A 13,093-nucleotide genomic window follows, 5' to 3' on the forward strand; every position below is an offset into this window, starting at 1 on the left:
TGAGGGGATCCGTGCAGTAGTGAGCAGACAGCGCTGGCAGGGCGTCATCACAGAAAAGGAATCCTCCTATGACTGATCAGGCCGTTACTTTCATCAACGTCATCGAAATATCCGCCGACCAAGTCGACGAATTCATCGAGCAGTGGCGCGAACGCGTGGCCCTGATGAGTGCAGCGCCTGGGTTCCGCGACGTCCGGCTGCACCGCGCGCTGCTGCCGGACGCGCGATTCCAGCTCGTCAACATCGCACATTGGGACAGCGTCGAAGCATGCGAGGCCGCCGGCGCCAACCCCACCGTGCTCGCTTCTGTTTCCCAAGCCGAACGAATCGCCAGCGCCAGCCCTGGCCTCTACCAGGTTGTCGCCGAGTGCCCCTGATGGACGGGCACCCCCGCTCGAACCTCATTCGGGGCGAAGAGGTCGTGGGCACAAATCCCCCCACCCCTGGCAGAGGAAACAACAGGTCAGGCCCGATACCGAGAGATCGGCACAGGGCCTGACCTGCTGTGCACAAGAACGTTGAGGGCCGCCGCCCCGGGAGTCGGGACGGCGGCCCTCAACAGCATGGCTGACGCACCATCAGCGATTCGGGCTATGGAAACCTGCTGTGACTTGCGGAAACGACGTTCATCGCGTCACCTCGTCCCAGGTCGCCCGACCCTCTGCGGTCTAGATGTCGAAGAAGTGCATGAACATCGCTCTGAGCTGCATAGATGCGTGCCTGCGGAGAGGTCGGTGCACAACCGGTGCACACTGCGGACTGCTCGCGAAGTGAGTGGCTGTATTGGTGCGGGGGTAGTGCCGAGCCATGTTGAGGGCTGCGTACAGGCTGTGGCGACGGCTGCTGGGCGGAGGAAAAGGGTCGGCGGGCATTGCGGCATGCCTGGAGGGCGTGGGAAGCCTGGAGCTGGCACTGCTCTGTACCGGAGCTACACGATGCCGCGCACGCGGCCCGGTCGCCGGCCGGCGGGCACCCGGGGTGGTGGTGCAGTCGAGGAGGACGAGGCGGCAGCAACGGAGTCACCTGCTCGCACAAGCCTCATATTCTGAAAGGGATATGACGAAACAGCCCTTCCAGCCTGCTGCCAGGACCGCACGACAGGCGGCCTCAAGGTGATGATCGATTACAACGTCAGCGACCATTGGTCCGCTGATGATCCGGACTGGCTGAAGTCCCTCGTCTCGTCACTCGATCGCCACCATGGCGTTAGCACCGTTCTGCCGCTGACCGTGATCGTAGAAGAGGTCCTGGAGTGGCTAGAGCTCGCCAGCGGCGTCGATGCGTGGAAGAAGACCGCCAACCGCAAGGCGCTGCGGCTCGACCTCGACGAGTCCACCAGTGCGCTCGGGACCTCGCTGCGAGCACACATCGCCGCACCACTCGCACAGTTCCAAGCCACCTTCTCGCGGCTCGACGGTAGTCCCGCGGCGCTCTTGGCGCAGCCGCCAGGCACCCGCGTCGACGCCATCTGGACCGACGTCACCACGGCCGCGAAGGATCTCCTCGAAGCGCTCGGCGCGGACGAAGCCGTCCGCGCCAGCTGGGATGACCTCGTGGCCACAGCTCAGGACCGCACCCTCGAAGGGCGGGAGTACCGCCCGATCGCTGAACTGCTCTTCGACCAGGTACGCAGGCGCGGTCTCAGTGCGGAAAAGGTCTTCCGCGACATCGTCTCGGTGCTCGCATTCGGTCGTGATCCCGGCGACGTTCCCATCGGCCAGAGAGATGTACCGCTGGAGGAGCGGATTGCGAGCGCCCGGACCCACGTCGGCACTGCGGCAAAAGTCGAGCCGATCGTGGTGTGGCTCGGCTACCAGGGCCGGGCCTTCCCGCACCTCTCCGCTGGGTGTGTGTCCTTCATGAATGCCGACTGGGCAGTACCCAATGCCAAGCCCGAGGGCCGGAACTTCGAGCACAAGGCAGAACTCTGGGAACTGGTGCAGAGCGGCCACCTCTTCAAGGTCGCCAATCTGGGCGATGAGGAATCCGACGTCGACTTCCTGGTTCGTGTCGACCTCGGTACAACCACGGCAGCCGGTGCGTTGGACCGTGCCGTTCGCATTGTGAACACGATCCTCAACGTGTCGATTCACAGCTCTGGCGGGATCCGCCCGCACCTCGCCCAGCACGGGGTCCTGCGCTCCGGCCAGACCGGCTCTTTCAACTTCATGGTCTCCCGCCGCGAGACGGGCTTCCCCGACGATCACTACGGCGCGGGTATCACTGCAGAAGCGATCGAGAAGCACGGGCAGCGCATCGCCTCGGCGCTGACCCGCGAAGAGCTTCCCCGATTTCTCGCGGCCGCACTCGAAGTGCAGACCACCGCCGACTACCCTTTCAGCCGCGACATGGCGCTGTGCAAGCCTTCCGAAGCCGACATCAACAGCGTGATTCCGCTCGCGGATCGTGTGGTGCAACACGTCGCAGCACACGCAGCGCTCGGCCCAAACGCCTTGTTCGATCTCCTCGGCGAGCGCTGGCCGCATGCCCGGTGGCTTGCTGATGTGCGGCGAGCCGTTCATATGTGCTTGCTCGGCGGCGGACACCAGAGCGAAATGCTCCGCGAGCTGACCCACGATTGGTTTGCAAACGATCCGTCGCGCCCGTGGATCCTATTCGTCGCTGACCGCTCTGGCGATCTGCTCTCGCTCTGCCGCATCGAGTCCGAGCGCGCCTGGATCCGGCGGATGTTCGCAAGTGTGAGCGACTACGCCGAGTACCGCGCCCTGATTGAGTACTACACCGCCGAAGGCGTTGTGTTGGAGGCCCGGCGGCGTCGTCTCCGGAATGCCTTGGTGCACGGAAATCCAGCCAGCTTCGCGGTTGTTGAGTCCGTGCGGGAGTACGCCGAATTCCTGAGCAGCAGCGCGCTCAACCTCGGTCTTGAGTCCTACGTTGAAGGCACGCTGCCCGCTACCGTGCTCGCAAAGCGGACCGATGAGTTTACCGCTATGAAGGCAGGTAAGGACGCCGCCAGCTACTGGCGGGATCGACTCACCGCCAAAGCTGCAATGAGTACGGACTCGTCTTAGGCCGCGTCCTACGCGATGAGGCGGACGAGCCGTTTATAGCAGCACAGGGCAGCACGAGCCCGAGAAAGGCCAGGTAGTTGCGAGGACGGCGTTCGTAGCGAGGGCTGAGGCGGCGGTAGCCGGACAGCCACGACATGGTGCGCTCGATCACCCACCTACGCGCTCCGATCCGCTTGCCGCGCAGCTATTTCCGCAGATCGGTCCGGTCGTAGGTTTTGTCGGCGTGCAGGCGCTGTGGCTTGAAGTAACGGCCTCGGTGGGGGTCGTGTCTCGTTTGGTGACCCGCCACCATGGGCTTCAGGACCTTCGCTGTCGTGGATGTTGGCGGCCGCGATACCGACGAGAAAAGGCAGCCCGTTCGCGTCCGACGGGACGTTCATCTTGGAACACGGCTTGCCTCGGTCCACGGGGCTCGGACCTGTGTGTTCGCCCCCCTTTAGCCCTGACGTGGGCGGTGTCGGCGGGTGACGTCGATGAGGCTGGCGTCGTCGAGGCGGTGCAGCACGGCTTCGTGCAGGCGCCCCCAGACGCCCGGCTCTCGACCAGATCAGGAACCGGCGGTGGGCGGTCGACTTCGATATCCCGAAGCAGGGCGGCACCTGTCGCCAGGCACACCCGCTAACCAGGACGTAGATGATGGCCGCGAACAGCGTCTCATCAGGCGTATCTTGCGTTGCGCCGCCCTGCGGCCGCACCTTCGGTGGCGGGATCAGCGGCTTGGCGATTTCTCCAGCCCGTCCGGAACGATCCAACTCCACGTACTCCGCCCCATGAAGGGACCAACATCTGCTTCACCGCGTAGGACACGGTCTAAGTGATATGTGCACTTCCCGAGCGTTGGGGCCGTAGGAGGGTGGCTGCATCGGCAAACATGGTTCACCCGAAAAGAGCATTCGTCGGAAGTCGGGATTCAGGGGAACGTCGTCGCGCCATGCTTTTCTCGACCACCTGGTGAGGAGCTTAATTTGGAGGTCGGATCGTGTTGGATATTTTTTCCTGTACGGAGCGGTACGTTCTAGAGGCATTCGCTGGCGCTGCGGTCTGTGTGCATACAGGAGATGTGCGGGAGTGTGCTGTCCAGCGGCATCCTGGATATTCGCGTTTCCGTAGCGAGATGATGGATGATCTGGCCAGAAGGAAGGGGAAGCGCTCTAAGCGCTGGGAGGCGCTCATCGCTATGGGGAGACTGGCCGACATGGGCGGTGACGATACATGGAAAATGGCGTTCGTTGACTGTCTTTCGCCCGTACTTCGGCGGCGCTCACGAATTATTTCGCGAGATCTCCGTACGGATTTCGAGGATGTGCTCTCGGATATGTTCGAGGCTACGCTTCTCGCGTGGGTGGACACGGAGCGAGGGTGCCCACCAGGGAGTGTGCGCCATTATGTGGTCAAGAGCGCTTACGATCTTGCTTACAAGAGAGCTAAGGCGTACGGGGAAGAGCGATCATCTGACGGAATGGATGATCTTCCCTCGTTGTCGGAGGCCTCGTCAGAATTTACGATGAAGGCTTCGGCAGTTGTGAATCTTGCCGACGTGCGAGATCCGGTCGTTGCCGAGCAGATTCGTGGAGAGCGATTCGGTGCGCTCCTGCGGAAGATGGGCTACGTCGAACGCATGGCGTCGTTCCATCAGGAGATCCGTGACGGACTCCATCCTGGAATCGCGCAGAAGATTCTGAAGGGTGGGGCGGTGACAAGAGCCTGGGTCGACGGCGTGGAGCGGTACTACTACGTATCCGATTTCTACCCCAAATTCATAGGGCTGCGTGACGCCGCCAAAGTGATGGGGATCGCCGAGTCTGCTGCATATCGAAAGATCAGGGATGGGGATTTCCCCTTGCCTGTGAATTCATCCGGCCGGAGCTATCAGGTGTCCGTGAGAGCGCTCATGCATTATATGGAAATCCCGGATGCGATCGTTCACATGGATGATGTGGAGAACGGGGCGGGGTACGCCGGGTAGCCGGTCGCACGGTCCGATGTCATCCATGCCGCCCCACGGGCCCCGTGCGTCTCGGTGATCGGCGTAGCGATGGTGCTTGCCCGGACCCGCTGAAGATCTCCGAAGCAGGAAGGCGGCCGACGGCCGGCCCGAGTGTGATGCCACGGCTTTGTAGCAGCCCGGCATGGACGGCACTCCTCCCTCCGGGGGATTCCGTCGGTCAGGGATCGACAGGTCGACCACACACGTCTGGGCGACTGCGCGACGCGATCGGGAACGCTCCACCGCGCAGACGACCCGTCCAACGACCGTGGGCCGTGCCCTCCTCCACGACGGGAAAGGACACGGCCCACGGCCCAGGTACCGCCCAGAGCGCTACAAGGCGACTCTGACCTGCGCGCTTTCTAGATGCCGAAGTACAGCTCGAAGAACGCTGTGACCTGCGCTGATGGTCTTCTGGTGGGCGGGCCGGTGCACAATCGGTGCACACAGGGCTTCCATGGGGTGACTCAGAGAGTCCTGCTTCTCTTCTGACCGTACGGCACCTTCATCTCCCCACTTGCGCCTCCCGCTTGAAGCGGTTTCGGCCCACGCGGCTGTGTGGGGTCGATACGGTGGATAGAAGCAACGTGTCGGGGGTTTACGTGCGGCGGTACAGGTATAGCGACGTCTTGCGCATCAGGCAGCAGGCGGCAGCGTCCGACAACTCGCGGATCTACCAGCTAGGTAACGGCATCCAGGTGAACGCGGGGCGCGATGTCCACGTCCACAACCACGCCAACACCGATCGCCCAGTTGGTAGAACCGCAGGTTCCCTAGCGCCGCCCGTCGGGCTTCTACCACGTCGGCTCTATGGTCGGGAAGCCGATCTGGAGAGGTTGGAGAACGTTGTCGACAGCCCCGAGGGCACCGTCACAGTTCTTCACGGCATGGGCGGCGTTGGCAAGACTGCGTTAGCGCTGTCAGTGGCCCTTGACACACGGAAGAAGCGTCGACAGGTCTTCTGGATTACCGCATCCGACGGTTACAGCGTGCGTGAGGCCATGCTGCAGATCGCGATTCGCGTTGGTGCTACCGAGTCACAGGTGCAGGAAGCGTCTGTGGGCCACACCAACGTTGCGGACTTGATGTGGGAGACCTTAGACGTGGCCGCTGAGCCTTGGCTTATCGTCTTCGACAGCGCCGACGATCCGAAGGCCATCGAGGAAGAGCTGGGCACAGGATGGCTTCGGTCTTCATACGCTGGTGGCGTGCTGGTGACCACTCGAGTCGGGAGCCTGGAAGTATGGTCAAACCACTCACGAATGACCCGGCTGGCCCCCCTTCCTGAATCGGGAGGTCGGGACATGCTGATCGACACGGCCGGGTTCCGTGACGTCTCTGAGGAGGAGCGCGAGCAAGCGGCGCAACTCGCCAACCGGCTTGGAGGTGTCCCCCTCGCGCTGTGGCTAGCCGGGCGCTATTTGTCTCAGCCCGCTACTATGATCAGCCGATTTGAAGACTACCGCGCTGCTCTTGACAGGGATTTCCCCGAGACGATCGACAGAGCGGAAGCCACCTCTGGGGCGCGAGGCTCGGAGAATGACCTCCGCCGGCTCGTCATGCAGACGTGGGAGCTATCCCTGGACTTTTTGGAACAGCAGGGGGTCCCACAGGCCCGGATACTCATGCGGATTCTGTCGTGTTTCGCTTCTAGGCCCGTACCCATCATATTGCTTTCACCGAAGGTCCTGAGTCGTACGTGCGATTCGTACGGCGGGCAGTGGGACGACATCGTGCTGGAACGGGCGCTCAATGCGCTCAGCGACCTCGGGCTGATCGATATCGGCCTAGAGGGGCTGGATGACGCCCATTCCGACGACTTCTACCGCTGGCCGCAACCCACCGACAGCGAGCACCGCTGCGTTGTCGTGCACCCGCTGGTAGCGGAAGTGAACGCGGCTCAGCTTGATCGCTCAGCTTCCCGCACCGCCATCTGGGCTGCGGCTGCCCGCTGCCTCGGCTTGCTCCGTGGGGTGTGGCTGGAAGACCCCCGGCACGGGAGCTTCTGGCAGTTACTGGTCCCGCACGTTCTTTCTCTAGTGGAGCGGTTCCCAGAGGATTGTGGTGATCTTCTTCATACGGTGACGCGCATTAACGCGTGGTTCTGTGAGTATCTGCGAGTATCTGGACAGTATGCAGTTGCCCTTCGCGTCACCGAGACCACATATGCGCGAGCAAAGCGGCTCGACGACCATGATTCGACGCGTTTCCTCGCTTGCTACACCTTCGCCGACTGGGCCTGGCGTACATCCCGTCTGGAAGAGGCAGAAGAGCTTTCCCGCGAAGCATGCAGGCTCGCTGCCTTGACTCATGATCCGGGCAGCTTTCATGTGCTGGTTACAGACAGCCTGTTAGCGGCCATTCATGTCGAACGTGGAGACTTCGCGACGGGCGAGAAGTTGTTTCGTCACGTCATCGCCCGCATGGACGGGCGATGGCCCCTTGATCACCCTCTGTCGGTGCAAGCTCATCATCACCTCGCCACGAGTCTTCGCGTGCGGGGACTTCTGGAGGCCGCTGAGGAGGAGGCGCGCCTGGCGGTGTCCCAGTGTGAGAGAACCCCCGATTTCCCCCCGTATACGGCAGCAGTCGTGCGCCATGAGTTGGGCGTGATCATCTGGCACCGTGGCCGGTTGAACGAGGCTCTGGACATATTCGACGACGTGATGCGGTGCCAGCGCAAGATTATGCCACCCTGGCATCCGTCGGTTCTCATCACCCGATTCAGCGTGGCCTCGATCAATAGGATCCTCGGAAATGACATCAAGGCGCTGCTGGAATTCAAGGAGCTCTCGCTCATCGAGGGGGACGTCCTCGGTGAAAGGCACTACTCGACTCTCCAGTCCAAGCACAACGTAGCCCAAATCCTTGTTCGGAGGGGCTGCTTGGAAGCGGCTGAATTGCTCCTGAACGACATCATGGCCGCTCGTGAAGAGAGCGGGCTAGAAACGAGACACGAGGATGTACTGGCCACCAGGCACGAGCTGGTGCACATCAAATCGCAGCGGGGGCAGCATGTTGCGGCACTGGGCGAGTGGAAGAAGATCCTCGATGAGGAACGAGAGCACCTTGGCCCGGACCACCCTTCCACCCTGAGGACTCACTTCAACTGGGCGATTGGCTGGGCCCAGACGGGCCAGCTTGCTATCGCGCGCAGTGAGATGGGCCGGGTCCTGTTAGCTCGCCGTCGAACGTTCGGCGATTCCCACCATGAAACCGAAGAAGCCCGAAAGGCCCTTGGGCAGCTGTCCAAGGACCATGGCAGGCCGTGGTGGAGGGCGTGACGGTATGACGGTGCACATGACGAATGGTGCCGTTGCGGCCGATGGCGGGGCGGTGCTCGCGATGGGTAGCAGCGTGGCAGCGGCAGGCTATACACCCAGCTTCAGTCTCGCGATGGGGCGCTCGGAGGCTGGCAGACTGGCGAGGCCACACGTCGTCGACGGGTACCGCGTACATCACCGCGAGGAGCGAGGAGCGAGCTGCAGCGTCCACACCCACGTTCAGCCGCTCATCCCGGCAGGAGATCCAGACGTTGTGGGGCTGACAGATTGGCTTGGTAGTGATACGCGTATCGCCGTGAGCGACCTGGCAGATACGCGCATCGTCCTCGGCATGTGCCCTCGCGCCGTCTTCTGGCGATGCCTGCTCATTGGTTAGGACTCGCTGATGTGCAAGTTACCCTGACCCACTTGGTAGACCTTGCCATTGCCTGAAGCATCGGCGCGCATGTCAATGTTGCCGTTCCAGGACTGATGGGCTTGAGACCCAATGCCGTCGATTTGCTTGAGAACTACTCGCAAAGACGCAGCTGCAGCCTCCTGCTCGCGACTATCCAGGCTTTCCAGTAGTGCTTCGAACCTGGCTTGCCATGACGCTTCCTGGCGAACTCTCAACAGTTCAACCTCACTGGCCGCCGCGGAATCCAGGATAGAGGCAGTGCGATCGAGGCGCTCCAGTTCCACACGCTCGCGCTCGCTGTCTCCACGACCGATTAGTCGCGCGATCTGCTGGCGCAACGTGTCCCATGCGTCGGTGCTGGCGGCCTGCACCACTCCTGCGCCCCCAGCCGCAGCCAGTGCTGTCAACGCCTCGTTCAACATAACGGGTCCCCCAGTGGTGAGATTTACAGGCGGCGATGATAGCGCCTCACTCGCTCTTCCGGGTTGCGTCGCAAGCGAGTTGGAGGAAGAAGGGGATAGGTCGGATGCGCACCACCGGTGGCTTAGCCCGTGGTCCGGACGCCATTTCTTGAAGTACGCCCTAGCCCAAGCAGTCCCGCGAGCATGGCATGCACGTCCTGTCGCACCGCCACGCGTCGGTGTTGCTGGACGCGGGGGCGACCCGCTCTGACCTGCGATGCGGCGAAGCAGAGTCTGGAAACCTTCCTGGCCTACGTAGACGTGCTCCATGCGGACAGGTGAGTGGCATCCAGTGCACATGCCAGCGGCGACACCGGGCAACCGATGCTGTCCGCAGGCCGCGCCCATTCGGTCGTGCCGGCGACAACCATGTGCTGAGCGTCATTCGCCGATCAGATCCGGCCGCTGTCTCCGATGTGCCGGAGGATGGACTTGGCCCTCTGCCACACTCCACAGCTGACATGCAGTGCACTTAAATCGGGGGTGTTGGAACTGTGGCGCAGAGTAAGAAGGGTTACTACCGGGCGGGGCACTACGTGAGGCCGTCGGGTGCCTCCAGCCGGGCCAAGAAGCCTGCCCTTTGGGTGATAGTGGTCGGCGCGCTCATACTGATCGCCGCATGGAACACTGTCTTCGGAGGCGAGGACAGTAAGCCGACGCCTAGCCCGCAGCGAACGGCGCATTCAGAGACGGCGTCTCCGGCTCGCTAGCTCCGCAGAGTCCTGGGCGTGGCTCGGCTCAAGCGTCATTGCGGCCCCTTGCGGCGGCGGACGACTCTTGCCCAAACGGATGCAGCGCGGCTGCCGCGGGCCCGGTCGCTATCCGCCGCCGGGCCTGCGGACTCAGTGGTGGGCACCTGCGCCCGAAGGCGCTCCCAGGATCGTTTCCAGCCGTCGACCTGCTCGTCCGATACACCACAGGCGGTCAGATAGATCCCCGTCGTCTTCCATGTTTTCGGCAGGTCCTTGCGATTGAGGAGGCTGCTGACTGTTCCGGCGGCGATTTCTCCGCCGGAGTTGAGGCTGACGGCGGCGTGCGTCAGTCCACTCACTGCGCGCACATGCCCCAATGCGGAGAAGAAGCCTTCAACGGTCAGGACAGCCGCAGGGTCCGGCCACAATCGGCGCTCAGCCTGGCTGCCTCTCGCCTCACTCGCCAGTGGAGTCCGGCTGAAGGCGGGGTTCCAGCCGAGCGCGAGTCGCCCATTGCTGTTGCGACCTCGTCCTTGTGGAACAGGACGGCCTTTCGCTGTCAGGGCTGTACGCAACTGCCGGAACACGGAGTCCAGGTCCAGCTTCTCGGGGCCGCCCGCAATCCCGGTAGCCAAGATGCTGAGCAGCTCTCCCGTGAATGCTGTGTGGGTCTCCCCAGGTGGGGCGAGTGCCTGACGAGTCTCCGAAGCAGCGGCCAGCAGGTAGGTCCCTTCCACGTCGGCCTGGGCAGCCAGATCGGAGGGCCCCATCATTCCGAGGGCAAGACCGCTGTAGCAGCAGTCGAGTACGACGACAGTGCGCTCCGCCTGCCCCTCTAGAAGCGCCCTACGGAGCCAGTTATAGGGGATCCCTGTTTCCACCCGCTGCTGTCTGGAGCGAGGCAGGCCCAGGTAGAGCTCGCCTTCGGGATCGACCAGTCCGTGACCCGCGTAGTACACGAGCAACGTGTCCCGGGCCGTCGCGGTGGCGTTCCGTAGGGCAGCCATCGCGGCTTCAGCGCTGACCGGGTTGGCGAGGACGGTGCAATTGTCCTGACGAAGGTTCCAAGACTTAGGTCCGCATAGCGCTTCCGCGAGGGAGATGAGGTTGTTGGAAACAGCAGGCAGGTCCTCAAGGAAGTCGTACGTGCTCGTCCCGATCAGTACTGCGCCCGAGGCACCAGGATCTGGTAAAATGCTCAACGCCCCGCGCCCTCCCCGCCCTCGCCCTGCTCGTCTTGAAGGAGGCGGATGATGCGTGCGATCTGCTCCTCGCTGCAATCGGTAAGGGCGTCGGCAAGGTCGTCTCGCCGGACCGTAACGCGTGAGGCTCGCGGACGAGTTCGCTTCCAGGCGGCAAGCGCCAGCACGAAGTTCGCAGCGTTCCATCCGTTCTCCATGACCAGTTGCAAGACGTCGGCCGCGGTCCCCATCTGGCCTTCCTGAGGGGGCTGCTCACGCATCTCCAACGCAGCGGAACGCCTGATGTCAGGGTCGCTGCGAAGCCAGTTGAGCAACGAACGGAGCTCGTCGTCCGCTGACTCGACACGAACCTCAACGCGCATGCCATACCCCTTGTCACTGCACTCTTCGTCACGGTAGTCCCGACCATCGTCGGGCATGTCCGGCCAGAGGGGGCTACTTTTGCCCAACCACTTGCTGAGGAACGGAATCAGGCGGAGAAGAGGGCTATGCAGCGACTCGATACCGCTGGCCGATCGCCCTGCGCGCCTTCTCGACCGCACCCGTCACTCGGTGCACATAGCGGCGCAGCGTGAAGGCGGGATCCTCGTGCCCGAGCAGATCGGCAAGGGTATAGACGTCGACGCCCTCGTTGATTGCCTCAGAGGCGAACAGGTGCCGTAGGGCGTGCATCATCTTGTCGCGGCACTCCTCCCACTTGCGGCCCTTGCCAATGGGCTTGTCGTTCACCACCGCGATGACGCCGGTGGCCTCAAGGGCCGCCTTCCAGAGGTAGTTGAAATAGTTCTCGTTGAGTGCCTTGCGCTCGCGCGTGGTGAACATCAGGCGGACGGTGACGACCTCGCCACCCTTCTCCAGCCACGGGAGCGCGACCTCGACCGGAGGAAACTCTCGCATGTGATCGCGCAAGAGCGTCGCCAGATCCTCGTCGAGGGGGACACACCGGTCCTTAGAGTCGTCCTTGGTGCCGCCCTTCGGCGGTGCGAAGACGAGCGTGCCGCGGTGATGCGTGATCTGCCGGCAGATGCGGACGGTCTTGTCGTCCTTCGACCAGTCGACGTCGTCCGGGCTGAAGCCGAATATCTCTCCCTGCCGCATGCCGAGCCCTCGGCCGCAGTCGACCGTGGCCTGGTACCGATCCGGCAGGTGCTTGCGCAGGTCGTCCGTCTGCTCCCAGGAGAGCGGCACCTCCTTGGCCGACTTCTTCGACCGCCTGGGCTTCACGCGCTTCACCGACCCCGTCTCGCATGGGTTCTTTGGGATCAGGTCGTCGTCTACCGCCATGGCGAAGATGGACGAGAGGTGGGTGAAGATCAGGCCGACGGTGGTCTCGTCGAGCACGTGTAGCCGGCGCTTGATCCAGGTCTGGATGGTAGAGGGCTTGATCTGCCGCAATTTGAGGTCACCGAGCGGCTCGATGATGTGGTTGCGGACACGGGACTCGTACTGGTGGTACGTTCGCGGGTTGTCGAACGTCTGGTTCTCCAGCCACTGCTTGGCCACCGCCTTGAGCGACGTGTCGCCCTTTTTCGGGGCTATGTACGTACCGTCGTCGACGGTCCCCAGCATCCGCGTCAGGTGCTGCCGGGCATCCTCATACCGCTCGAAGCTCTCGCTCTGTTGCTGCCCGTCGGGGTCCCGCCAGCGCGCCAACCAGCGTTTACCGCGTCCGTGCTCGCGGGACGGCACCTTGCCGTGGGCCCTGCACTTTTCCTTGCTCGGCTCCGGCCGCTTTTTGTGCCAGCGGTCGTAGGGCTCAGCCACGGCGGTCCGCTTCGCGTGCGGCACTCGATGCCGGCAAGAGCTTCATGGGAGAGGCGCCAAGGGCCGGAGCGATGATGGCGAGGGCGACGTCGCAGCGTCGGCGGATGCGCTCGATGCGAGAGATCGCGGTGTGTGACAGGGGGTGGCCTAGCTCGGCGACGAGGGCGGCGAGCTGGCGTTGATGAGGATCCGCATTTTTCCCCAAGTGCGCTCCGATTCCCCACTTGGTTCAAGAGCGGATGAAGTGAGGAAAGTGGGGATCGCCGAGCGTGCG

Annotated in this window: 8 protein-coding genes and 1 pseudogene; 4 read left to right on the top strand and 5 right to left on the bottom strand. The window is 63.1% G+C overall.

Annotation, left to right across the window (positions count from 1 at the left end; translation table 11 throughout):
• The first annotated feature begins 68 nt into the window (after window positions 1-68).
• Both AB0I10_RS17630 and AB0I10_RS17635 read left to right on the top strand, forming a co-directional pair.
• Window positions 69-377 (top strand): antibiotic biosynthesis monooxygenase family protein, encoded by a 309-nt coding sequence (locus AB0I10_RS17630; protein WP_164325700.1) that lies wholly within the window; start codon window positions 69-71, stop codon window positions 375-377.
• A gap of 738 nt (window positions 378-1,115) precedes the next feature.
• Window positions 1,116-3,032: a hypothetical protein gene (locus AB0I10_RS17635; RefSeq protein ID WP_363153371.1), complete on the top strand. Its 1,917-nt coding sequence runs from the start codon at window positions 1,116-1,118 to the stop codon at window positions 3,030-3,032.
• A gap of 8 nt (window positions 3,033-3,040) precedes the next feature.
• Here AB0I10_RS17635 and AB0I10_RS17640 read toward each other — a convergent pair.
• Window positions 3,041-3,804, bottom strand: a pseudogene (locus tag AB0I10_RS17640) (IS5 family transposase).
• Window positions 3,805-4,146: 342 nt separating this feature from the next.
• On the opposite strand from AB0I10_RS17640, the gene AB0I10_RS17645 reads away from it, so the two are divergent.
• Both AB0I10_RS17645 and AB0I10_RS17650 read left to right on the top strand, forming a co-directional pair.
• The gene (locus tag AB0I10_RS17645) at window positions 4,147-4,998 is read left to right on the top strand and encodes an AlpA family phage regulatory protein (protein WP_363153372.1); all 852 of its coding nucleotides are present in this window, start codon (window positions 4,147-4,149) and stop codon (window positions 4,996-4,998) included.
• 650 nt (window positions 4,999-5,648) lie between these two features.
• Window positions 5,649-8,303: a tetratricopeptide repeat protein gene (locus AB0I10_RS17650; protein ID WP_363153373.1), complete on the top strand. Its 2,655-nt coding sequence runs from the start codon at window positions 5,649-5,651 to the stop codon at window positions 8,301-8,303.
• A 372-nt stretch (window positions 8,304-8,675) separates the two neighbouring features.
• Here AB0I10_RS17650 and AB0I10_RS17655 read toward each other — a convergent pair whose 3' ends face one another.
• The 4 genes from AB0I10_RS17655 to AB0I10_RS17670 all read right to left on the bottom strand — a co-directional run bounded on the left by AB0I10_RS17655 (window position 8,676) and on the right by AB0I10_RS17670 (window position 12,819).
• Complete coding sequence (locus AB0I10_RS17655) at window positions 8,676-9,122, bottom strand: hypothetical protein (RefSeq protein ID WP_363153374.1); 447 nt, start codon at window positions 9,120-9,122, stop codon at window positions 8,676-8,678.
• Window positions 9,123-9,906: 784 nt separating this feature from the next.
• Entirely contained in the window at window positions 9,907-11,055 is a 1,149-nt protein-coding gene (locus AB0I10_RS17660) for a caspase family protein (RefSeq protein ID WP_363153375.1), read from the bottom strand.
• Window positions 11,052-11,417: a hypothetical protein gene (locus AB0I10_RS17665; RefSeq protein ID WP_363153376.1), complete on the bottom strand. Its 366-nt coding sequence runs from the start codon at window positions 11,415-11,417 to the stop codon at window positions 11,052-11,054. Before AB0I10_RS17665 ends, AB0I10_RS17660 begins: the two co-directional genes overlap by 4 nt.
• 124 nt (window positions 11,418-11,541) lie before the next feature.
• The gene (locus tag AB0I10_RS17670; protein WP_363153377.1) at window positions 11,542-12,819 is read right to left on the bottom strand and encodes a site-specific integrase; all 1,278 of its coding nucleotides are present in this window, start codon (window positions 12,817-12,819) and stop codon (window positions 11,542-11,544) included.
• Window positions 12,820-13,093: the final 274 nt, after the last annotated feature.

It is taken from the genome of Streptomyces sp. NPDC050636, from assembly GCF_040654775.1.
In the GTDB taxonomy this organism is placed as follows: domain Bacteria; phylum Actinomycetota; class Actinomycetes; order Streptomycetales; family Streptomycetaceae; genus Streptomyces.

What these genes read in the sequence shown, in the direction of transcription:
- AB0I10_RS17630 (WP_164325700.1), top strand. Translation starts at nt 69, where the DNA reads ATGACTGATCAGGCCGTTACTTTCATCAACGTCATCGAAATATCCGCC.
- AB0I10_RS17635 (WP_363153371.1), top strand. Translation starts at nt 1,116, where the DNA reads ATGATCGATTACAACGTCAGCGACCATTGGTCCGCTGATGATCCGGAC.
- AB0I10_RS17645 (WP_363153372.1), top strand. Translation starts at nt 4,147, where the DNA reads ATGATGGATGATCTGGCCAGAAGGAAGGGGAAGCGCTCTAAGCGCTGG.
- AB0I10_RS17655 (WP_363153374.1), bottom strand. Translation starts at nt 9,122, where the DNA reads ATGTTGAACGAGGCGTTGACAGCACTGGCTGCGGCTGGGGGCGCAGGA.
- AB0I10_RS17665 (WP_363153376.1), bottom strand. Translation starts at nt 11,417, where the DNA reads ATGCGCGTTGAGGTTCGTGTCGAGTCAGCGGACGACGAGCTCCGTTCG.